Origin of the sequence: Neobacillus sp. OS1-32, assembly GCF_030915425.1 — a bacterium.
Lineage (GTDB): Bacteria > Bacillota > Bacilli > Bacillales > Cytobacillaceae > Neobacillus > Neobacillus paridis.
Genome location: NZ_CP133263.1, coordinates 3731019 through 3753855 on the forward strand (window position 1 = coordinate 3731019; position 22837 = coordinate 3753855).

At 39.5% G+C, this 22837-nt stretch carries 17 protein-coding genes and 1 pseudogene; 14 read left to right on the forward strand and 4 right to left on the reverse strand.

Annotated features, from left to right (window positions below; genetic code table 11):
• The first annotated feature begins 120 nt into the window (after positions 1-120).
• From hcp to RCG24_RS18450, 3 genes and pseudogenes are all read left to right on the forward strand, one after another.
• Positions 121-1412 (forward strand): annotated as a pseudogene (gene hcp / locus RCG24_RS18440) (hydroxylamine reductase).
• Positions 1413-1603: 191 nt separating this feature from the next.
• Positions 1604-2425, forward strand: a complete 822-nt coding sequence (locus tag RCG24_RS18445; RefSeq protein ID WP_202655952.1) for an ABC transporter ATP-binding protein — start codon at positions 1604-1606, stop codon at positions 2423-2425.
• Positions 2426-2428: 3 nt separating this feature from the next.
• On the forward strand, positions 2429-4072 hold the full coding sequence (locus RCG24_RS18450; RefSeq protein WP_308077694.1) for a hypothetical protein: 1644 nt from the start codon (positions 2429-2431) through the stop codon (positions 4070-4072).
• Between the two features lie 98 nt (positions 4073-4170).
• Here the strand turns inward: RCG24_RS18450 and RCG24_RS18455 are convergent, their stop codons facing one another.
• The 3 genes from RCG24_RS18455 to RCG24_RS18465 all read right to left on the reverse strand — a co-directional run bounded on the left by RCG24_RS18455 (position 4171) and on the right by RCG24_RS18465 (position 8336).
• Entirely contained in the window at positions 4171-5388 is a 1218-nt protein-coding gene (locus RCG24_RS18455) for an MFS transporter (RefSeq protein WP_308077695.1), read from the reverse strand.
• A gap of 220 nt (positions 5389-5608) precedes the next feature.
• Positions 5609-7240, reverse strand: coding sequence for a PucR family transcriptional regulator (locus RCG24_RS18460; RefSeq protein ID WP_202655949.1), 1632 nt, complete (start codon positions 7238-7240; stop codon positions 5609-5611).
• 202 nt (positions 7241-7442) lie between these two features.
• A complete protein-coding gene (locus tag RCG24_RS18465) occupies positions 7443-8336 on the reverse strand; it encodes a sulfite exporter TauE/SafE family protein (RefSeq protein WP_202655948.1) in 894 nt (297 codons plus the stop codon).
• 342 nt (positions 8337-8678) lie between these two features.
• On the opposite strand from RCG24_RS18465, the gene argF reads away from it, so the two are divergent.
• The 5 genes from argF to arcC all read left to right on the forward strand — a co-directional run bounded on the left by argF (position 8679) and on the right by arcC (position 14439).
• Positions 8679-9692 carry an ornithine carbamoyltransferase gene (gene argF / locus RCG24_RS18470; RefSeq protein ID WP_308077696.1) on the forward strand — a complete coding sequence of 338 codons (1014 nt, stop codon included), beginning with the start codon at positions 8679-8681 and terminating at the stop codon, positions 9690-9692.
• A 50-nt stretch (positions 9693-9742) separates the two neighbouring features.
• On the forward strand, positions 9743-11266 hold the full coding sequence (locus RCG24_RS18475) for a YfcC family protein (protein WP_308077697.1): 1524 nt from the start codon (positions 9743-9745) through the stop codon (positions 11264-11266).
• 132 nt (positions 11267-11398) lie between these two features.
• Positions 11399-12253 carry a dimethylarginine dimethylaminohydrolase family protein gene (locus tag RCG24_RS18480; RefSeq protein ID WP_308077698.1) on the forward strand — a complete coding sequence of 285 codons (855 nt, stop codon included), beginning with the start codon at positions 11399-11401 and terminating at the stop codon, positions 12251-12253.
• Positions 12254-12323: 70 nt separating this feature from the next.
• A complete protein-coding gene (locus RCG24_RS18485) occupies positions 12324-13256 on the forward strand; it encodes an NAD(P)-dependent oxidoreductase (protein WP_308077699.1) in 933 nt (310 codons plus the stop codon).
• A gap of 244 nt (positions 13257-13500) precedes the next feature.
• Complete coding sequence (gene arcC / locus RCG24_RS18490; protein ID WP_308077700.1) at positions 13501-14439, forward strand: carbamate kinase; 939 nt, start codon at positions 13501-13503, stop codon at positions 14437-14439.
• Positions 14440-14654: 215 nt separating this feature from the next.
• Here the strand turns inward: arcC and RCG24_RS18495 are convergent, their stop codons facing one another.
• A complete protein-coding gene (locus RCG24_RS18495; RefSeq protein WP_308077701.1) occupies positions 14655-15182 on the reverse strand; it encodes an NUDIX hydrolase in 528 nt (175 codons plus the stop codon).
• Between the two features lie 438 nt (positions 15183-15620).
• Here RCG24_RS18495 and rpoN point away from each other — a divergent pair, with 438 nt between their 5' ends.
• The 6 genes from rpoN (at position 15621) to RCG24_RS18525 (ending at position 22632) form a co-directional block, all read left to right on the forward strand.
• Positions 15621-17003 carry an RNA polymerase factor sigma-54 gene (gene rpoN, locus RCG24_RS18500; RefSeq protein ID WP_308077702.1) on the forward strand — a complete coding sequence of 461 codons (1383 nt, stop codon included), beginning with the start codon at positions 15621-15623 and terminating at the stop codon, positions 17001-17003.
• Between the two features lie 53 nt (positions 17004-17056).
• The gene (locus tag RCG24_RS18505; RefSeq protein WP_308077703.1) at positions 17057-19015 is read left to right on the forward strand and encodes a sigma-54-dependent Fis family transcriptional regulator; all 1959 of its coding nucleotides are present in this window, start codon (positions 17057-17059) and stop codon (positions 19013-19015) included.
• Positions 19016-19309: 294 nt separating this feature from the next.
• Positions 19310-20077, forward strand: a complete 768-nt coding sequence (locus RCG24_RS18510; RefSeq protein ID WP_308077704.1) for an electron transfer flavoprotein — start codon at positions 19310-19312, stop codon at positions 20075-20077.
• An 18-nt stretch (positions 20078-20095) separates the two neighbouring features.
• Positions 20096-21031 (forward strand): electron transfer flavoprotein subunit alpha/FixB family protein, encoded by a 936-nt coding sequence (locus tag RCG24_RS18515; protein ID WP_308077705.1) that lies wholly within the window; start codon positions 20096-20098, stop codon positions 21029-21031.
• A 27-nt stretch (positions 21032-21058) separates the two neighbouring features.
• Complete coding sequence (locus RCG24_RS18520; protein WP_308077706.1) at positions 21059-22348, forward strand: FAD-dependent oxidoreductase; 1290 nt, start codon at positions 21059-21061, stop codon at positions 22346-22348.
• Positions 22345-22632: a ferredoxin family protein gene (locus tag RCG24_RS18525; protein WP_308077707.1), complete on the forward strand. Its 288-nt coding sequence runs from the start codon at positions 22345-22347 to the stop codon at positions 22630-22632. The genes RCG24_RS18520 and RCG24_RS18525 overlap by 4 nt, the downstream gene beginning before the upstream one ends.
• Positions 22633-22837 lie beyond the last annotated feature (205 nt).

Consider the following 22837-nt stretch of genomic DNA (forward strand, 5'->3'; position numbering starts at 1 on the left):
CCATAATTTTTTGAACATTTTTTAACAACTAGAATTAGTGTGATTTGCATCACAACAAGGGAGTGATCTTTTTCCTATCCTATTTACGATACATAAATAAGAGAAAGTGAGTGATGAATGATGTTTTGTCATCAATGCGAACAAACTCCTGCAGGCGGCTGCAAAGTTCTCGGCGTGTGTGGAAAGGATGAAACGATTGCCAGCCTCCAAGACACGATTATTTTTGGGTTAAAAGGGATTGCAGCTTATCGCACGCATGCCAACCAATTAGGATTTACCGACCCATTCGTTGATACGGTAACCCATGAGGCCCTTTATATGACGCTGACGAACTCAAACTTTAATGTCCAGGAACATATTGACATGGCGATGAAGGTCGGACAATCAGCCGTGCGCGTCATGGAAATGCTTGATGAAGCCCATACGAAGCGCTTGGGCATCCCGGAACCGATTCGTGTCAGCCAAAATAAAATTGAAGGTCATTGTATTGTCGTTACCGGACATAATCTGTTTGCCTTAGAAGAATTATTGAGGCAGACAGAAGGAAAGGGTATCAATATTTACACTCACTCGGAAATGCTTCCGGCCCATGGTTATCCGGCATTAAAGAAATATTCTCATTTAAAGGGCAATATCGGCAAAGCATGGTATGACCAGCGCCGCCTGTTTGAAAAATTCCCAGGGGCCATTTTGGCGACGACGAACTGTGTAATGCCGATTAAAGGCTCCTATGCCGATCGGATGTTTTCCTATGAAGTAGCCGGGCTTGAGAATGTCCAAAAATCGTCAATGACGACTTCTCGCCATTGATTGAAAAAGCGTTGGAATTACCTGAGGCAGCTATTGATTCAGACGAAACCTTATTGACAGGATTCCACCACGAAACGGTTTTAGGCTTAGCTCCTGAAGTGATCGATGCTGTGAAAACGGGAAAAATCAAACGTTTCTTTGTGATTGCCGGCTGTGATGCCCCTGGGAAAGGCGGGGAATACTATCGTGAGCTTGCTACTTCCTTACCGCCGGAAACGGTTATCTTAACAACATCATGCGGTAAATTCCGCTTTAACGATGTGGATTACGGTGTTGTACCGGGAACTGAAATTCCACGATATATTGATTTAGGACAGTGCAATAATTCCGTCTCCACAGTTAAAATCGCTAAGGCTCTAGCCGAAGCATTTGAATGTGAGATCAATGAACTTCCGGTCAGCATCGTGTTATCCTGGTTTGAGCAAAAAGCAGTTGCTATTCTTTTAGGCTTGTTCAGTTTGGGCATTCAGGATATCCGAATTGGACCAAAAGCCCCGGAATTTATCTCTGAAGGGGTATTGCAGGTTCTGCAAGATGCTTTCAATTTAAAACTCATTGGCACTGCCCAAGAAGATATGAAAGAAATGCTGCAACTGGCATAATTTATTAATAAGCGCTGGGGTTTTCTACTAAACTAGAAATCCTAGCGCTTTTATTTTTTTTCAATGAATGACAGAACTTGTATTCACCTCATGATGAGGACAAGTGAGGCAGATTTTCTCCGCGAGCTGTCCTCATAACTGTTCGTAAAAATTCCAAAATCTTAAAAAAGCCAGAGGAAAATTATGCTAAAATGGAATTAACTTCGAGAGAGAAGGTGATTGTGATCGAACAAAATCAAGAAATTGCATTGTGTCTAAAGGGTCTAAAAAAGGATTATGGAAGCAAACAGGTATTAAAAGGAATTGATTTAACGGTCCAGCGCGGGCAAATTATCGGCTATATTGGTCCGAATGGTGCCGGCAAAAGCACGACGATCAAGATTATTCTTGGGCTTGAAGGCGACTACTCCGGGAAGGTGGAAATTTTCGGTGAAGAAGTTACCGAACAAAGCGTTGATTATAAACGAAAAATTGGCTATGTCCCGGAAGTCGCCGAACTCTACGATAATTTGACAGCGCGGGAGTATTTGACCTTTGTCGGGGAACTATATGGGCTGGACTTTCAGACGGCCGATCAAAAAGCGCAGCAGCTGATGAAAGTTTTTGGTTTGGAGGAAGTGTACCACGCAAGGATTGCCTCTTATTCCAAAGGGATGCGGCAAAAGGTGCTGATTATTTCCAGTTTAATACATAACCCGGATTTGTTATTCTTGGATGAGCCATTGAGCGGTCTCGATGCCAACAGTGTCATGGTGTTCAAAGAAATTCTCGCCGTCCTTGCGGCACAAGGGAAAACGATTTTCTACTCATCCCATATTATGGATGTCGTCGAAAAAATCAGCAACCGGATCATCCTTATTAACGATGGAAACATTGTTGCCGATGGCAGCTTCGATGAGTTAAAGCAGCAAAATCATGAGGGGACATTGGAGCAAATCTTTAATCAGCTGACCGGTTTTAATGAGCATAAGGCACTTGCTGAGGAATTTGTCGCGATTGTCCAAGGGGTGTAAGCGATGAAGGACTTTCGAACATTACAAATTTTAGATTTATGTAAAGGTCTTTTCGAGCGGCTTGGCGTTGATTATCCCGTTATGCGAAAAATTCTCGCGGTCAAATTAACGATGGATGGGCGCCGAACACCGACCATTTTTAATCAGCAGCAGGCGAAGAAAAAGAATAAGCCGGAAGAAAACGGTTTTCTCAAATCATTGGGGATGTATGTCTTATTGAGCCTATTTATCATTCCGATTATGCTGTTCTTTGACAATTATCTTTATCAAATGAGTATTTTCTTCGGCATCGTCATGTTTTTGGTGATGACCTCGATGATTTCCGATTTTTCCAATGTGCTGCTCGATCTTAAAGATAAGACGATCCTGCAGACAAAGCCGATTGATAAAAAAACGATCAGTGCCGCCAAAACGGTCCATATTTCGATCTATTTATTTTTCCTGACCGCGGCCATCGCCGGTGCTCCCATCATTGCCGGGACGATCAAACATGGATTGTTGTATTTACTTTTGACACTGGTGGGGCTGGTTTTCGTCGACTTATTCATTGTTGTGTTAACGGCGATTATCTATTTTCTCATCTTACGGTACTTTGACGGGGAAAAGCTAAAAGATATCATCAATTATGTGCAAATTGGCCTGTCAATCACCATTGCCATCGGCTATCAGATTTTGGCACGGGCGTTTGAGTTTGTCGATCTAAGTATTACCTTTACCCCCAGCTGGTGGCATTACCTCATTCCGCCTATATGGTTTGGAGCGCCGTTTGAACTGTTTTTGAATCACGATTCAAGCGGCTACCTGGTAGGCTTTTCCTTATTGGCCTTGGTTATACCGATTTTCATGATGATGATTTACAGTAGGATGTTACCTTCCTTTGAGCGAAATCTGCAAAAGCTGGCAAGTCAAAGCGGGGAAGGGAAACGCAAAGATAACCGTTGGAAAAATTGGCTGGCCGGGATCGTCTGCCGCAGTCATGAGGAAAGGGTGTTTTTCCGCTTTGCCGATCATATGATGCGGAATGAAAGGGAGTTTCGCTTAAAGGTTTACCCAGCCTTAGGTCTGTCACTTGTTTTTCCATTCGTGTTTATCTTTAACGAAATTCGCATGAATTCCTATGCTTCTTTAGTTGCGAGTAAATGGTATTTGGCGATTTATATGGCGTGCCTGATGATCCCGAGTGCGGTGGCGATGCTGAAATACTCGGGAAAATATAAAGGAGCCTGGATCTACCAAACGGCACCGCTGACTAGTCTAGCACCTTTATTCAGTGCGGTGTTAAAAGTGTTTATCGTCAATCTGTTTTTACCGGTGTATCTTGTCCTGAGCGTGATCTTTATCGCCATCTTTGGGTGGAGAGTGGTCCCGGACCTTTTGGTAGTGTTTGTTTCTTCGATCCTCTTTACGGTTATTTTTTCCGTATTCTTAAAAGACAGCCTGCCGTTTTCCGAATCGTTTGCGGATGCCCAACAAAGCGGCGGTATTAAGATTCTTCTTGCCACTCTGGGAATTGCGATGTTTGTCGGGATTCATTTTGCCGCAACCTTAGTTCCATTTGGGGTATGGGGATATCTCATACTTTTGCTCTTGATCACCTATTTTGCCTGGAAACTGGCGTATAAAACGATGTGGAATGTTAAAACCTGACATTGGAATATTTTTGTAAAATAGCAAGGTAGTTATACAAAAAAGGCCCGAACGCTTCGGGCCTTAAATTAATCTGTTTGAACATTCAATGATAACGCCTACTGTGCTGTATGTTTGGCCAACTTCGGACTCCGATGAGAGGCTGCATATAAGATCAATCCGCTCACAATTAATAATGTACTGGTGCTGATGAAGACGGCGGAAAATCCGTAGAAGCCGGAGATGAAGCCGCCGAGCATCGGACCGACGATATTTCCAAAAAATCGTAGGCTGGTATTATAGCCGAGAACCTCTCCCTGCATCTCAATCGGGGCTTCCTGACGGATATAAGCAATCCTAGTCGGGACAACGCCGCCGATTAGGACACCAAGCACAAACCGAATGACGACAAGCTGCCAAAAATGATTGACGGCTGCTCCCGGCATGTAGACTACACCGGCTGCGATGAGAAGAATCACCAGAATTTTAGTATAGCCATACTTGTCGGCGATTCCTCCCCATTTTCTCGCCATGAATAAGTTCCCCAGCCCTGCCGCGGAAAAGGCAATCCCGGAATAAAAAGCAACATTGGCTTTTCCATGCAAATCGCTGACAAACAAGGACAAAATTGGCTGCACGCTGTAATGAGCAATTTGCTCCAGCGCAGACAGCAGCAGTACCGTTAAGAAAACGGGATTTTTGACAATGTGTTGTAACACTTCTTTGCTGGAATAGAGTGCTTTGCTTCCTTCATTTACATCCATGCGGTATTCCCTCGTAAAGAAAACCAGCAGGACAGAGATGTAAATCGCAATCGATGTCCATCTAAATGTCATCGCAAACCCTAACGAATCAGCCATTAAGCCTCCGAGCATCGGACCAAGTAAAGAGCCAGTGATGCTTCCTGTTTGCAGCGTCCCCAAGACACGACCGGCAATTTTTCTTGGCGTTTGCGTGGAAATGAAGGCCTGCGACATTGAAATAAACCCTGAGAAAAAGCCCATAAAAAACCTGAGAATAAATAGTTGCATAACGGAATCGACAAAGCCCATGAGAAAAATGGAAGTCCCCAGTCCTAATCCGGAGTAAATCAGGATTTTTTTCCGGCCGTAACGGTCACCAATTCTTCCCCAAATCGGTGAAAAGAGAAAAGCCGAGACAAAGGTAATACTGAAAGTAATTCCCGCCCAATGCTGGACATATTTTTCTGAAAAGTTACCAAACGACTCTATATATAATGAGATAAAAGGCAGAATCATCGTCATGCTGCCGCCGACAAAGAAGTTGGCAAACCACATGATCAACAGATTCCGTCTAGCACTCTTCTGTTGATTCAAGGAATAACACTTCTTTCATTAAAATACTTCGTATCACTAAATATTATCATAACGAAACTTTTTTGCAAATAGGCAGGAATTACTAGCGTCGGCTTTTGGATCATGATTTATCAAAAGAAACTGTTTCCAAATAGGGAATTTTTACATCTGGAAACAGTTTCTTGTTGAAAATATCGTTATTCGTTTTCCGTGGAGTTTCTTTCAAATCGCATAATCTATCTTAATTGATTGATTCATAAATTTTTAAGGCAATCTGCATATTAAGCATGTCATCATTATTAGTGGTGTCAATCGATAAAATATCTTCAATTCGCTTCATTCGGGCGCGAAGTGTATTTTTATGAATGTAAAGTTCATCACTTGTTTTTTTGTTGGAAAGATTGTTTTTAAACAATACTTTCAATGTGTCCAAAAGCTGTGTATTATTTTTGGTATCGTAATCGATAATAGGGTAAATAAAAGAATGTAATAATTCTTCGAAATAAATATTATCAATATCCCCCTTTTTATCGGTAAGGAGCCGTAAAAAGCCTAATTCCGTATAAAATTGATAATTTTTCGGAGAATGAATCTTTGTTAAGGTATTGAGCGCCTGTTTTGCTTCTTTCATTCCAACATATGATTTTTCGAACCTTTGTAATTGGCTAATACCTGCGTAAATGTCGTTACAGGAAAAATAATATTGAAAAAGGCTAAGTAGTTTTTCTATCGCTTTTTCCGGATTGTCGATTGATTCCCCCAGAAAAATAATTAATTTCTCATCTTTAATAAAGACAATAATTTTGGAGTAGTTTTCATAATTCATTTTCAGAAACTCTGTAATATCTTGTTCCTGTTCTACCAGCCGAATTGTTTTGTTGTTTTGGCTTGGCAATTGAAAAATACTGATGTAGTAATTATTTTCAATTAGATGGCCAATGGTAAGTTCAAATTTAATTTTTTGTGTACTGGTTAAATGTGTAAGATTTAAGATTTCATCAAGTATTAAATCATGATAATAAAGATTTGCTTGATAGATATCGCTATAGATCATATATTTCAATACGAGTATTTGGGCAAAACTTTGAATTTTTAAGATTAGACTTTTTTCTAATAAAGTAGTGTTCTCATCGATTTTGATTAAAATATTGGATATTGTTTTATTTTTATGCTGTATAGGATAAACGACCAGTTGGTATTCATTTGCATCCCTCTTTTTTTTGGGCGTATAGACATATCCCATGATCGGATGATCCTGAAAATCAAAACCGATAACAGTACTGGAATTTTTATTGATGGAAAACTGCCTTAATGCATTTGTCCAGTCAAAGTCAGATGATGCGTCAACAATTTCATTATGTTCGTCAATAATGGCAATCGAATGATGAATCGCTGGTGCAATGCTTGTACACATGTTCTCAAATGAGTGGTTCATGAGAACAGAGTTAATTAAGGCACTCTGAAAATGGTCAGACTCCAAAAGTAATTGTTGTTGCAGTTTAATGATTGCTTGCGTTATCGGTGTCATTAGCTCGCTCCAGCTAAAAACATCCGAAACAACAATGATTGGAAAGTTTAGCTCATTAGCTAATTTAATAAAATCCTCGGAAATATGTTTTGTGAATTTTTCCTTGGTAATGATGCCAGAACAATTTTTTTCATTTAGCCTTATCATAAATTCTGCATCAACGGTATTTTCAAAAAAAGTTCCTACGATTAATAATTCATTTGGTTTGATCCATTCATCGATAGTTGGTATATCCATAATGGTGATGCTAGTTACTTTTTTTGTTAAAGCATTTTTACCTGAAAGCAAATAGGCATTACTAAATTCTTTTAAAACCATTAAATCTTCGATTGTTAGATTCATCATGAAAACCACTCATTTTTACATAATATTTCTTTTTAATTTTGAAATACCCACGTGAGATATTTCACAAATTTCGTTAGAGTATTTATTTTTTAAAATTTGAATCCAAACTCTTTATGTGGTGTTTCAATTAAATTTTAGAATATCTAATCAGAAAATCAATGGTTAATCTTCCTGGCACTTATAGAATAATAGATTTACTTTGTTAGGCTACCGTAGAGTTTTCACCGTGTTTGTTCACTGCATAGGATTTGAACATTTTCAACGAAGTATAAAGTACAACTACTAAGATGATCCATTTTAAAGCGGCTAGTGGAATCGACTTCACGATAAGGCAAGCGATTAAGGCGCCGATGACACCGAAAATCGTAATGGCTAGCGAGGCTTTTCTATCATAAGTGCCTTCTCTGATAAACTTGAGACTGGCAGTTGGCTGAAGGAATGCACAGGCCGCCATCATAATGGGAAATGCTGCCGCAGGGCTCATCCCCATTGCATAAACAAGCGCCATACATGGGGCAAAAAAGCCGATCCCAATATTCATCAAAGCCCCTAAAACAAACACGACAGCACCAGCAATGATAAGGTTCACTCCTGATAAGCCAATAGCTTCCCCGCCAGCAGGCATTAATTTTAGTTGACCAAGAAGAATGAGTGCCGCGACAACGGCTAATGCGGTCCCCATTGCCAGTTGAATGAACTTTTCTGGCAGTTTAGAAATAATCCCTGCGCCAATAAATCCTCCTAAAGATGCCATTATGGTTGTAACGATTAATGTTGTCGGGTCGACTTTAATGGCTGTGACAAAAATGAATGCCTCCACTGCACCGCCAATCGTAGTCGAAACCATCAATGTCCCCGGGAGTGTTTTATCCTTTGTTAATTTAAAGTTTTTGACCATAGGTGTAATGGTGTTAAAACTGCCAATCCCTAATGAATCCAAGAATAAAGCGATAAAACCGACAATGCCCATTTTCCAAAAGCTAGTTTCCTTTTCCAACAGGTTTGCCGCCCTCGCCTGGGAAATATCCCTTAAAAAAATAACAGTGAAAAAGACAATCAAAATAAATATCAATCCTAATACTATTTTTGTTAGCACGGCTCTTCCCTCCTTCTCATTGGTTTTAAAAATTTTCCGTCGGACTCACATTCGTTGTTCCTGTCCTCCTGTTTTTGGGAGCAGGCCAATCGGAAGTACAAAAAAATCAAAATTATATGTTCCGTTATGCTTTCAGATCTCGGCTTTTTGTAAATCTATTTTGTATCTTTTTATACTACTAATATACCTCTATTAAAACGCTTTCTCTGCAAGTTTGCTATGTGAGAAGATACAATAATTCACTATGTGTTTTGTACCTTTGCCTAATTTAAACAGGTATTCAGTCCGCCTTATAATGCGATTGTAAACACCACAGCAACAGATTTGAGAGGGGACAGAAAAATGAAATCAGTATTTCAAGGCCGCAGTTTATTGTCAACGAAGGATTACAGTAAGGAGGAGTTAATGTATCTCATTGAATTTGCCGAGCATTTAAAAGAAATGAAAAAGAAAGGGGTCCCACACCGGTATCTGGAAGGGAAAAATATTTGCCTATTGTTTGAAAAAACATCCACACGTACACGTGCTGCCTTTACGGTAGCTGCTATTGATTTAGGCGCTCATCCAGAATTCTTGGGGAAAAGTGACATCCAATTAGGAAAAAAAGAAACTGTAAGGGACACGGCCATTGTCCTAGGATCCATGTTTGATGGCATCGAATTCCGTGGTTTCAAACAATCAGTTGTAGAAGAACTGGTTGAACATTCAGGAGTGCCAGTTTGGAATGGCTTAACAGATAAGGAACATCCAACTCAAATGCTTGCTGATTTTATGACAATGAAAGAAGAGTTCGGAAAACTGGAAGGACTTAAACTTGTTTATAGCGGTACTGGTCGAAATAACGTCGCTAATAGTTTATTAATTACCGGCGCGATCCTAGGTGTCAATGTCACAATTGCCACACCTAAAGAGTTATTCCCAGAAGTTGAAATCATTGATGCTGCAAAACATTTCGCCGAAAAGAGTGGCGCAGTCATTGAAATCACCTCTGATGTAAAAGCTGCTGTAAGAGGGGCAGATGCTATTTACACCAATGTTTGGGCAGCTATGGGCGAAGAGGGCCAATTTGAAGCGAGGGTTAAACTCTTAACACCATATCAAGTAAATAAAGAATTATTAGAACATGTTGGAAATGACGATTATATCTTACTCCACTGTCTGCCTGCATTCCATAATACAGATACGACGATTGGACGGGAAATTTTTGGGAAATATGGTGTTGCAGAAATGGAGATGACGGATGAAGTTTTTTACTCAAAAAATGGTCGTCAATTCCAACAAGCTGAGAATCGGATGCATACCATTAAAGCCATAATGGCTGCCACATTAGGTAATCTTTATATTCCGCGTGTCTAAAAAGTAAAAGAAAAACAGTTCCATTTAAATTGGAAAGGGGCTTGAGAAAGATGGGAAAAGAAGGTGTTGTAGAAAAGAAAAAGAAAAAAGCCTTCAAATCGCCGAATGTGTATGTCACACTGTTTCTCATCATTGTTTTTATCGCAATTTTGACATGGATTATTCCTGGTGGACAATACGAAGTAAATAAAGCTGGACAAGCTGTAGCAGGTACCTATAAACAGGTTGATTCAAACCCACAGGGTCTATGGCAAATCCTCATGTCACCGATCATTGGCATGATCGGGGGCGAAGGTATTACCGGTGCGATTGGAATCTCGCTATTTGTCATGCTATTTGGCAGCTTACTAGAGATGATGGATCGCTCGGGAGCCATAAAAATTGCCTTGAAAAATATTACTTTAAAAAATAAACATAATATGCATAAGTTAATTGCTATTTTAGTCATTATTATGGGCATTTTGGGAACAGTAGAAGGGGCATACGAAGAAGGCTTTGTCTACATGTTAATGATCATGCCGGTCATTCTTGGTATTGGCTTGGACCCGGTAGTTTCAGTCGCTATTGTCGTTTTGGGTACTCAAGTTGGATGTTTGGCATCAACGATTAACCCATTCTCAGTCGGTGTAGCTTCAGAAATTGCAGGAATTAGCCCTGGTGAAGGATTATTCATGAGGGTGATCATGCTTATTGTATTTTTATCAGTTACCATTATCTTTATTTGCAAATACGCAGATAAAGTTCAGAAAAACCCGCAGTTATCACCACAATTTTTTCGAAGAGCAGAAGATTTAAAAGAGTTTCCTTTGGCTGAAGAGGAAAATGTCGCCATGACGAAGGAGCAAAAGAGAGTTCTAACACTTTTTATCGGATTATTTGTCATCATGATTATTGCCTTAATCCCTTGGGATTCGCTTAACTCCCATTGGACCTTTTTTATCAGTCTTAATAACTGGTTGATTGGAATACCAGTAATCGGGAAAATCCTTGGTACTGATATGGTTCCATTTGGTCAATGGTATTTTAACGAGCTTTCCATGTTAATATTGGTTATCACTTATTTTTGTGGTGTTGCCATGCATATGAAATCCGGAGAAATAATCGATGTTATTCTAAAAGGAGCAGGAAATTTAGTAGGTACAGCTCTCATTATCCCATTAGCCCGTGGGATCCAAGTTGTGATGAATAACGGTTTAATTACTCCAACGATTTTGCACTTGGGAGAAACATCGTTAGGCAGCTTGTCTCCTGAAATTTTTGCAGTCGTAAGCCTGTTATTCTATCTTCCTTTAGCAGCACTGATACCGAGTTCAACCGGATTGGCTGCAGCAACTATGTCGATTATGGCTTCTTTGTCCCGGTTTGCCAATTTGCCTGAGGACCTGGTGATCACTGCTTATGCTGCTGCTCTTGGAATAGCCAAGATGATTGCTCCTACATCCATCGTTGTGATGACAGGATGCCAGCTATCTCATGTCAGCTATACGACCTGGGTTAAATATTCCTGGAAGTTTGTTGTTGGGGTCATCGCTTTAAGTGCTGTGTTCCTATATGTAGGCGCTTTACTAGTCTGATAGATAGAAATTAAACCCGCTAAGTATCGATTGAAGGTCTCATTAAAAACTCGCCAAATATAACAAGTTGTGGTTCGCTCGAGACCTCCATCTTATACTATTAAATTTGTAATAAAAGGAAGGGATTTCAAAATGTCGGAACAATTTTATGTGAAAAATGCTACAAACAAATTAGAAAAGGTTCTTGTTTGCTCACCTAAGTATTATAAGTTTAATGCCATCAATGAGATTACAAAAAGCTGGATGGAAAAAGGAGACGCCGAGAAAAATGACGTCATGGTTCATGAATGGGAGTATTTACTACAGGCCTACAGAGATAATGGCGTTGAAGTTGTCGAACTGGAACCAGATCCACAACTAGAAGTAATGACTTTTGCAAGAGACTTCGGAGGAATGGTAAAAGAAGGCGCGATTATCGGACATTTCCGTCATCCCGCACGTCAAAGGGAAACAGAAGTTTATGAAGCAAAATTAAAAGAACTTGGGATTCCTGTTATTGCCCGTGTAAATGCTGGCTGCTTTGAAGGTGGAGACATTTGGATGTTGGATGAGCATACCATCGCTTTTGGACTTGTCGATCGTACGGATGAAGCCGGTGTAGCAAACTTACGAGATCAATTGTCAAAATACGGTTACACCGTAGTGGGAGTTCCCGTTCCTCCAGCAAATCTGCATTTGGATATGGTATTTAATATTGTTACAGAGGATGTTTGTTTAGCAGCGACAAGGGAACTGCCATATAATTTCCTACAAATGGTGAAACGTCGTGGTTTTACCATTATTGATGTACCTTCAGAAGAAGTTTTCAGACATGGCTGTAATGTCCAAGCTTTAGGAAACAATAAGGTCATTGCGATTGAAAATAATCGAACGATAAATAATAAGATGAAAGAGGCAGGAGTGGAGGTTATCGAGGTTCCATTTGTTCAAGTTTTACATGGTGGCGGAGGCCCTCACTGTTTAACATTCCCACTAAAACGGGCGTAGAAAGGTTAAGGTGAGCAAAATGAAAATCCTTATAAGTGACTATCCCGAATCGATGATGCCTACTCACGATTTGGAAAAAGAAGTACTAAAAAAAGGATTAGGGAATGAAATTGAAATCGAAGTATATCCATATCATGACGCCAAAAGAGACGAATTTTATGACCGATTAAAAGATGCTGATGCATTATTGACGGCATTTATCAAAATAGATAAAGAGGCATTCGAACATGCCGCCAATTTGAAAATCGTCTCATTAAACTCAACGGGATATGATGTGGTAGATTTACAAGAGGCAACCAACAGAGGAATAGGGGTCAGTCCTGTAGGAGAATATTGTACTCAGGATGTTGCTGAAGGAACGTTAGCCTTCATGTTTGCCCTTAACAAAGGATTAAAACATTATATTAAAGATATTGATGAACTTGCCCGTTGGGATTTTGCTAGTTTCGACCCAACTCCTAGAATGGAAAAACAAACGGTTGGTATTTTCGGGTTTGGAAAAATAGGGCGCTGTGTTGCAAAGAAAGTAAAACCTTTATGCCAGAGAGTTATTGCCTATGACCCTTATGTTGATAAGTCATTAGCTCACGAATTAGATGTTGAACTTGTATCAGCTGAAGAAATATATAAACAAGCTGACATTATTTGTAATCACATGAATTTAAATAACACAAATGTCCACTTTTTTGATCATAGAGCGTTTGAATTGATGGAAAAACAGCCAATTTTTATTAATATGGGGCGTGGCTTAAGTGTAGACGAAGATGCCCTCGTAGAAGCATTAAACACGGGAAAAGTTCGCAGCGCCGGTCTTGATATTCTGACAAATGAAACACCTGATTTGAAGAATCATCCACTGGCACATCGCGAAAATGTGATTATTACACCACATGCTTCGTTTTATTCAACAACATCACTGGAGTCTCTTCAAGAGCTTTCATGTGAAAATATTGTTCACTATCTAAAGGGAGAAAGGGACAAAGTATTTAAACTGGTGAATTAAATGGTAAACTGTGTGTTTAAAAAGATGTTGTGTAAATTGCAAAAATGGTTCATTGTCAATTAAAAAGTATGCCGGTTAAGGACAGATGTATGTAAACGGAGTTCACAAAAGGATGCGGTACTTATAAAAATGAATCTTTTGGGGTGTCCAAAGCCTTAATATTGGGCCCTTTTTTTTAACCGCTTTTAAGCAGAATTACTTTTATTTTTAAAATAAATGATGATTTGGGAAGGGGAGAATAACAATGCCGCGACAAAAACTAGTAATTGCTTTAGGAGGAAATGCGCTTGGCAATAGTCCTCAGGAACAATTGAAATTAGTAAAAGAAACAGCTAAAACGATTGCCAGCTTTGCAAAAGAAGATTTCGATATTATTATCGGTCATGGAAACGGTCCACAAGTAGGAATGATCAATCTTGCTTTTGATGTTGCAAGTCTTAGCGATAACATGATCCCTCCTATGCCTTTTCCCGAATGTGGAGCGATGAGTCAGGCTTATATTGGTTATCATCTTCAACAAGCCATTCAGAATGAATTGGCAGCCCAACACATTAACCGCACTGTATGTACATTGGTGACTCAAGTAGTGGTTGATGAGGGAGATCAAGCATTCAAAAAACCTTCTAAGCCAGTAGGAATATTTTATAGTAGAGAGCAAGCAGAAAAACTGGCACAAGAAAAAGGTTTTAAATTTGTTGAAGATGCAGGACGCGGGTATCGGCGCGTAGTTCCAAGCCCATTGCCCAGAAAAATTGTCGAAATGGACTTAATAAAAGAGCTAGCTTCAAAAGGTGAGATTGTTATTACAGTAGGTGGTGGGGGAATTCCGGTAATAGAGGACGAAAATGGTTATCATGGAGTTGCAGCTGTAATCGATAAGGATCGTTCAACTGCTAAGGTGGCGATAGATGTCCATGCTGATTTGTTTTTAATTTTAACTGCAGTAGACCAAGTGTACATTAATTTCAACAGCCCTAATCAAAAAGGGTTGAGTTTTATAAGTTTAAAAGAAGCAAAGGATTATATTATGGAAGGGCAGTTTGCTAAAGGCAGCATGCTTCCTAAAATAGAGGCATGTTTATCCTATTTAGAGGCATGTCCAAGTGGCCAGGCAATGATTACTTCCCTGGAACATGCACCAGCTGCTCTAGCAGGTAAAACTGGCACTGTTTTAACGGTTTGAGAATGATTGAATTATGATTTATCAAAAGAAACTGTTTCCAAGCAGAAAATTTATCCGGTTGGAAGCAGTTACTTTTTGTAAATATCGTTTTTTGTTCATTATGACTTATTTGCAGCCTTTTCTCTTTTACCTTGCCCCAGTATAAAGAATGCGATTTCTTTTTACTAGGCGGGGAAATTTGCCAAGCCCTTGTTTTTTCAAGAATACGGTGTCTGTTAATCAGTAATGAATTTGTATCGTAAAACCGCCGCGAGGCCTGCACCATGCTTGAATTCGCCAATTTTAATTAACGTTTTTAGTTCTTCCATGGTCAGTTTATGTAATTCGATTTGCTCGCTGCTTTCCAGTTTTTGTTCAGTAGGAATTAAGCCGGCAGCGGCAAATAAGAAAATTTCTTCAGAAGTGGATCCAGGTGACGGGTAGAAGCTGCCTAATTCAAGCCAATGTTCGGCCTGATAGCCCGTTTCTTCCGCAAGTTCCCTTTTTGCTGTGTCCAGCGGAGTCGGGTCCGCCTTGTCAATCGCGCCGGCCGGCAATTCCCACTGCCAGCTTTTTAAAGCGTGACGGTATTGTTTCAGGCAAATGATTTCCGCGTCCTCGGTAATCGGGAGAATACAAACTCCTTTGGCAAAATCTAAATAGGCAAAGGTTTTTTCCTCTCCATTGGGGACTACCACCTGGTCGATCGTTACCGTATAGCGGTTTATTTTTTCCTTATGTGAAGAACGAATCGTCCATTCCATTTATTATTCACCTCAATAAATAGTTTATAGCCATTTTAAATTTATCATTTTTAAAAAGAAAACACGAGCTAGTGAGCCATTCCTTTTAAGATTATAGTAGGGAATGAAAAAAGCTACTTAACGACCGTAGGATTCAAATAATAGCTAAAAAGGGGATTTTTGGTGAAATTTCTGTTCGGAAGATGTGAATATTATATGTATATTTTTTGACAATATTAGTACTTTGAAATTTGTAATCTTATTGAAAAGTAAGATTTCTACTACAATGATTAAATAGAGGTAATAGTACTAAGATATAGGAAAAACATTTTATGGTATTAGATATGATGTCGAAAAATCAATTTACTTCATTTGGTAAAGGATATTCCTTTTTTAAATAGTAGTTAGGTCGGTACCATGTTCCGACAGGTACCTGCCCCACAGTGAGGAGGTGATAGAATGGGCAGACAAATAATTGCATTTAAGCAGCAGCAAAAAATTTCATCAAAAGCAATTCAAAGCCTACAAGTTTTAGCTCTTCCAATTACAGCACTCAGTGAATTCATAGATGGCGTTATGATGGAAAATCCCGTAATCGAACTTGATTATGAGAGGAAGGATATAGAGGTTTCAGCTCAAGAAATAGTAGATGACTCGGCTGTAAGATTAAATTACTCCCAAAGGAAAAAGGATTTAATGGATGCCTTGGCTGAAGGGGCGTTGTTTGGTAGCAATGTTCCAGAAAGTGAGACATTGCATGGATTTTTGAGATTGCAATTATTAAATTATCATTTAACTGAAGAGCAAGAACGACTAGGTGAGGAAATCATTGAAAATATTAATGAAGACGGTTATTTTGTAGGGGATTTGCGGGAGTTGTGTTATTATCAGGGCCTTAGTGTATCCGCCGGGGAGGAAATTCTAAATATTATTCACACTTTTTATCCCAAAGGTGTAGGTGCAAGAAGTATTGCTGAATGCATTGTGTTACAAATTGACCAGACCATCCCCAATTTTAAAAAAATTGTTGCCATGATTGAAAACGATCTAGAGGAATTAGCGGATCGGAAAATCATGAAATTATCAAGAAAATATGGAATGAAAAAAGATGAAGTCCAGAAAGTATTAGACTACATTCAAGCACTAAATCCCAGACCAGGGAGCGAATTTTATAAAGAGGAAATTGTCAACTATGTTATCCCTGATGTAGTGATTAACAGGGAAAACTCCACTTTCTCCATAGGCTTAAATGAACAATGTCAATATCACTTATCTATTAACAAACAATACTTGCAAATTTTGAATGACACTACAGTAAATGAAAGTCAAAGGGACTATATTCGTAAAAAGTATAATGAAGCAAAAATGATAATGAATAGTTTGGAAATGCGCGAGTCTACCCTAAAAAAAATTGCTATGTACCTTCTTCATGTCCAGAGACCTTTTTTCGAACATGGAAAGTTAGGGCTACAGCCAGTTATGATGAAGGAGGCAGCGGAATTTCTTGGCTTACATGTATCAACAATTAGCCGGGCAGTTCAGGAGAAATACATCCAAACTCCGTGGGGTGTCTTCCCATTAAGATATTTTTTCTCCTCTACGGTTTCGAAGTACTCAGACGAGCATCTTTCGCCAGAGGTAGTAAAAATAAAAATTAGAGAGATTATTGAAAAGGAGGATACACTCCATCCTTTCAGTGATTGTGACATTACGGAGATCCTCAATAAAGAAGGAATAAATATCTCAAGGAGAACAGTCGCCAAGTACCGTCAAGTATTAGGGATTCCTGGACAAATTAAACGAAATCGTTTTCACCCCCCATTAGATGCACGAGAAAAATGATTAATTGAACTATTCCTGAGTCCATCCGTCAAAGAAAAAGGAGTTTGATTTTCATGCAATACAATTCGGAGAGAGTTCTCACGGCTTGGAAAGCATTTGTAGGGAAAGGATTTTTGATGGAAGACCATTTGCGACCAGAGGTCGCTCGTTCCTGGATAAGATGCAGGCAAATGGGTGCAGACCCTTGGTCAACTGATTTCCCCAGGCCTCTGATAGAAGAGTATAAGAAAAAGAGGGAAGACAACCGTCTGTTTTTGCAAAAGGCTCATCCAGTGCTAGAGTACTTGTCAAGTATTTTTAATAGCAATGTTTCTTTCTGTGATTACGAGGGTTTCATTTTTGAATTTATCTCCCCCCTGGATAACTATCCAAGGACTGTTGGAACGTATATGGATGAGGGTATTACTGGAAGTGGTGCAATTACTATTTCATTTAAAGAGAAAATTCCATATCGGACAGACGGTTTTGAACATTATCGTATTGTTTCTCAAAGATATTCAAATGTAAGTTCCCCTGTTTTTGTGAATGAAAAATTTATTGGCGTTCTTTCAATTACAAATCCATTTTCTTCTTTGCCCGATTCAGCTCTTGATTGCTGCATTGAGGCAGCAAATATTATTTCCTTGCTATTAAACGGGAGGAATCAAGAAAGGACGCTTTTCTCTACTGCTAATATATTTGAGACGTTATTAAATGGCAGTGATGAAGGAATCATTGTTTTGGACGAAGAAGGAAGAATTCTACTCGCTAACAAAACTGGTAGAGATATTATTCCCGATTTCAATGAGATTGGTTATGGAGAACGCTCATTTGGAGATTATTTAACCAATAAGGATGATCTGGGATTCTTGATTGATAATAATTTAGAACTGGACAAAGAGAAACTTCTTCAATTTAAGAAAGTAAGTGGTGTTCAAGAGGTAACCTTGCCAATAGTTATGAGAAGGCATATATCTTTGCCTAACGGGCTTAAACATATCCTGTTAAGTTTTGAAATGAAGATAAAGGAGAAGGAAAAGGAAAACAAACCGATCCTCAGAAATGAAGAACAAAACGTCGATTATATTGGTAAGAGCAAAGCGTGGAAAGAAGTAGATCTAAAGGTAAGGAAAGTGGCCAAATTTGATGTAAATGTATTATTGCTGGGTGAAACGGGAACAGGGAAGGAAGTTGTAGCAAGAGCTATTCACCGCCGGAGTGGCAGAACTGGGAAGTTCATTGCTGTGAACTGCGGAGCCATTCCAAAAGACTTGCTCAGTAGTGAACTTTTTGGCTATGAGGGAGGAGCCTTTACTGGTGCCAAGGCAAGTGGATCAATTGGAAAATTTGAATATGCCCAAGGGGGGACGTTGTTCCTAGATGAAATTGGTGAAATGCCTCTAGATATGCAAGTTGCCCTCCTTCGTGTGCTTCAAGATAGGGCAATAACCCGTGTCGGTTCAAATAAGAGCATCCCTATAGATGTGAGAATTATAGCCGCTACAAATCGAGACATTCCCCAAATGGTTAAGGAAGGCACATTCCGTGCAGATTTATACTATCGCTTAAGCGTCATCGACATCCGTCTACCCTTACTAAAAGAAAGGGACTGTGATATTGCCTTATTAGCGGAATATTTCAATGGAATTTTATCAGAACAGTTAAGGATTACCCACCAATTACTCTCTGAAGAATTAACGAATGCCTTGATGAACTATGATTGGCCCGGCAATGTTAGGGAATTGAGAAATGTTGTTGAGAAAATGCTAATTTTATCAGAAGGTGAACCAATCACCATTGACCTCCTCCCTGACTATATAAAAAATGAAATCCATGTCAAAGAGAAAAGAACATTTTGCAATGACAGAGAAAATCCCATTTCCGAAAGAGATGCTATTTGCCTTGCATTGGAAAAATGGGGTGGAAATATTTTGAAGGCTGCTAAAGATTTGGGAATGGCAAGAAATACATTATATCGAAAAATTGAAAAATATCATATTGAGTTGAAGACTTTTGCAATAAAGAATGAATAATAAGGTGTTATAAAGTGTAACTTCGAAAGGAGTTACACTTTTTTTGAACACATTGTTCCAAGTTAAGTAATAACCGGATTACTTGATATAGGAAAGAATCGATGATGCCTACCGCCCAATTGACCTTTATCAGTCTCTTTTAAGTAAAAACTGCCACAATTGTGGCAGTTTTTTGTCTATAAGGGGTCATGGCATCGAAATTGCTCTATATATAAGTGAAGGTCGGAAGAAAGTTGCTTATCTTCCTTCAATGTTCCCTAAGGGAAGAAAAAGATACAAGAATGGAGTGGGAAAATGGACGTTATCGTTTGTTGCAAAATCGTTCCTGAAGAGCAGGATATTGTTGTATTGTCTGACAGAACCCTTTCCTTTGATCGGGCAGAATTTAAAATTGGGCAATATGATTTGCAAGCCATAGAAGCTGGTGCTCAGTTAGTAGAGGTAAGTGGAGGAAAAGTTACAGCACTCACAGCAGGGAGCAGCAGTGTAGATAATTCTAAATTAGTGAAAGGGATCCTATCAAGGGGACTCAATGAACTGGTTGTTGTGAAGGATGATGGTTTATCTGAGGCAGACAGCTTTGCTACAGCAAACATCTTGGCTAAAGGCATCAGCAAAATGGGTCACTATGATTTAGTCCTTTGTGGTGAAGGCTCTTCTGATTTATATGCCCAGCTTGTAGGAGCTCAGTTGGGAGAAATTCTTGGAGTTCCCACCATTAACGGAGTAAGGAAAATTATACAAAATGGGGATAAAATCACCGTTGAACGCACCTTGGATCACGAAATTGAAGTTTTGGAGATTTCTTTGCCAGCAGTTATTTCTGTTACGACTGATATTAATGTGCCACGGGTGCCGACTATGAAAGATATTTTAGGAGCCGGAAAAAAACCGGTTAACAAATGGCAGCTGCAAGATTTAGAAGTAGAAGATTTACAAAAACATGTGAAAACCGTCAGTACTTTGGCACCAGAGCAAGTGGAACGGAAGAGGGAAATTATCAACGGAGACGACAAAGATCAAGTACAACAATTTTTGGATAAGATTCAAAAGGCTCTTTAACAGGAGGGGAAATGATAAATGAGTTTACTAAATAAGGTCATCGTTTTTAGTGATGAGATCCAAGCTTATGAAGAGCTTTGTTCAGGAGCGAGGATACTTGGAAATGAAGTTAATGCCGCTGTCATAGGAACAAAAGAAGACGCAGAAAAAATAGCTGCATATGGAGTAAAAGTATATTGGTTAGGAGAAAAAGCAGCAGATGTTATGGTTGAGGATTATACCCAAGCCATCGCCGAGCTGGTGAAGAAGGAGGAAGCGAATCTTCTTTTAATGAAAGGTACTAGAAAAGGAAGGCTCATGGCAGGAAGACTTGGGGTGATTTTAGAGGCTGGAGTTGTTCCAGATGCCATTGAGCTGCAAGTTGAAGATGGAAAGGGCCTGTTAGTGAAGAGGCTGGCTTATGGTGGTACTGCAATCAAGACGGAAAAACCAGTAACTGCAAAAGCCATTGTATTGATAGGTTCAGGAGTTTTTCCTATTTCAGATTCTGTGGCACAAGGGGAAGTCGTAACAGTTGGTGATGCACCAGTTAAAAGCAAAATAACCTTACTTGAAACCCGAGAAAAAGAAGGGACAAGCGTAGATATTGGAATAGCTAAACGGGTTGTGAGTGTAGGTCGGGGCTTTGCCAAAGAAGAGGATTTGGAACTGGCTAAGGAATTAGCAAAGAAAATCGGTGCAGAAATGACTTGCTCACGGCCAATTGCAGAAGGCGAAAAATGGATGGAAACGGGGCGTTATATCGGGGTTTCCGGAGCGATGATAAAACCTGACGTCTATATCGCTATTGGAATTTCAGGCCAAATTCAGCACATGGTCGGTGTGAACAGTGCAAAAACAATCATCGCCATCAATAAAGACAAGAACGCTCCGATTTTCCAATATGCGGACTTTGGAATTGTTGGTGATTTATATAAAGTTCTTCCTCTGCTAGCGGAGAACATTACCAATTAAACAGAAGGAGTCTTGAGTGGTGATAATATGAGCGAAGACAAATTTGATGCCATTATTGTTGGCGGCGGTCTTGCTGGATCAGTGGCCGGATACATTTTGGCGAAAGCTGGTTTGGAAGTAGTTGTCATTGAACGGGGAAATTACAGCGGGGCCAAAAACATGACTGGTGGAAGATTATACAGTCACAGTTTGGAAAGGATTATCCCGAATTTTGCTGAAGTAGCCCCTGTAGAACGGAAAGTGACAAAAGAAAGAATCAGCCTGATGACTGACCAAAGTGCCACAACTGTTGATTATAGTAGCAATAAGCTAGGAGTAAAAGGCAAAGACTCCTATGTGGTATTAAGAGGTAAATTTGACCGCTGGCTTGCAGAAGAGGCAGAGAATCAAGGAGCCATGTTCGTTTATGGAATCTGTGTTGATGATTTGATCATTGAAGATGGAAAAGTGAACGGAGTCCTTGCTGCAGGGGAAGAAATGAGAGCTAATGCAGTCATATTAGCTGATGGGGTGAACTCCTTACTTGCCCAAAAAATAGGATTCAAGAAGGAATTAGATGCACATGAAGTTGCTGTAGGTGCAAAAGAAGTCATCCGGCTGGATGAAAAGACAATCTGCAACCGCTTTAACGTAAAAGAAAATGAAGGTCTTGCCTGGCTGTTTGCTGGTTCTTGCAGTGGCGGAAATATTGGCGGCGGATTTTTATATACAAATAAAGACAGTATTTCTTTAGGAATTGTTGCAACTTTAGGCGACATAGGGAAATCTGAGAAGAGCATTCCAGAGTTGCTGGAAGATTTCAAAAAGCACCCAGTCATTCAACCGCTAATTGCAGGGGGGGAATTGGAGGAATATTCCGCCCATCTTGTACCTGAAGGGGGCTACAGCACGATACCTACATTATATAAAGATGGGGTCCTCGTTGTTGGAGACGCTGCCAATTTGGTGATAAACATTGGCTACATGGTGAGGGGAATGGATCTAGCTATCGAGTCAGGAAAATTAGCTGCAGAAACAATATTGAAAGCGAAAGAAAGAAATGATTTTAGTCAAGCTTCATTAGCACACTATCAACAGGAGTTAGAAAATAGCTTTGTGATGAAGGATCTAAAACACTATAAGAAATTTCCAACCTTTATGCAAAACTACCGGATTTTCAATGAATACCCACAAATGCTTGATGAAATCATGGAAAAAATGTTCATGGTAGATGGCAGCGAACCTGAAAAGATCCTTTCAAAAGCGATGAAGCCGGCGAAAAAAGTCGGCCTCCTGACCATCTTAAAAGACGGCTATAAGGGGGTTAAGGCATTATGAACGAAATGACGGTGGAAGCAAAGCTAGCTGTAAACAAGTTTTTTGTCGATGAGGAAAACGCTCATATTGAAATTGACAAAGATTATCCAGATAAACAAGAGATGTTGAAACTAGTGAAAGCATGTCCAGCGGGCCTGTACAAATTTGACAAGAGCGGTGCATTGACTTTTGACTATGCAGGCTGTTTGGAATGTGGCACATGTCGTGTATTAAGCAAAGGAAAAGTGATTAAAAAATGGAATTATCCTGAAAGTAGCTTTGGCATCGAATTTAGAATGGGATAAAGCAAGATTCACTTAAAATCATACGTTGCGAACTCATTTTATACGTAAATTTTTCCGTCCAAAGGAAAATCCCCCAATTTTCTGTAGGTCGGATAAAAGGAATATCTGTCGAAAATTTATGAAGCCCATCATGGAGGGGAATCCTTTAGTGATCTTCTTCTATGAAGTGTGAAATTTATTTAGAAAAAACATGTGAAAAGGAGGT

Bases quoted from the DNA above. Each gene is read 5' to 3' on its own strand.
- rpoN (WP_308077702.1), top strand. From the start codon at position 15,621: ATGGGCAGACAAATAATTGCATTTAAGCAGCAGCAAAAAATTTCATCA.
- RCG24_RS18460 (WP_202655949.1), bottom strand. From the start codon at position 7,240: ATGATGAATCTAACAATCGAAGATTTAATGGTTTTAAAAGAATTTAGT.
- RCG24_RS18445 (WP_202655952.1), top strand. From the start codon at position 1,604: ATGGAATTAACTTCGAGAGAGAAGGTGATTGTGATCGAACAAAATCAA.
- RCG24_RS18475 (WP_308077697.1), top strand. From the start codon at position 9,743: ATGGGAAAAGAAGGTGTTGTAGAAAAGAAAAAGAAAAAAGCCTTCAAA.
- RCG24_RS18450 (WP_308077694.1), top strand. From the start codon at position 2,429: ATGAAGGACTTTCGAACATTACAAATTTTAGATTTATGTAAAGGTCTT.
- RCG24_RS18495 (WP_308077701.1), bottom strand. From the start codon at position 15,182: ATGGAATGGACGATTCGTTCTTCACATAAGGAAAAAATAAACCGCTAT.
- RCG24_RS18480 (WP_308077698.1), top strand. From the start codon at position 11,399: ATGTCGGAACAATTTTATGTGAAAAATGCTACAAACAAATTAGAAAAG.
- RCG24_RS18520 (WP_308077706.1), top strand. From the start codon at position 21,059: ATGAGCGAAGACAAATTTGATGCCATTATTGTTGGCGGCGGTCTTGCT.
- RCG24_RS18515 (WP_308077705.1), top strand. From the start codon at position 20,096: ATGAGTTTACTAAATAAGGTCATCGTTTTTAGTGATGAGATCCAAGCT.
- arcC (WP_308077700.1), top strand. From the start codon at position 13,501: ATGCCGCGACAAAAACTAGTAATTGCTTTAGGAGGAAATGCGCTTGGC.
- RCG24_RS18510 (WP_308077704.1), top strand. From the start codon at position 19,310: ATGGACGTTATCGTTTGTTGCAAAATCGTTCCTGAAGAGCAGGATATT.
- RCG24_RS18525 (WP_308077707.1), top strand. From the start codon at position 22,345: ATGAACGAAATGACGGTGGAAGCAAAGCTAGCTGTAAACAAGTTTTTT.
- RCG24_RS18505 (WP_308077703.1), top strand. From the start codon at position 17,057: ATGCAATACAATTCGGAGAGAGTTCTCACGGCTTGGAAAGCATTTGTA.
- argF (WP_308077696.1), top strand. From the start codon at position 8,679: ATGAAATCAGTATTTCAAGGCCGCAGTTTATTGTCAACGAAGGATTAC.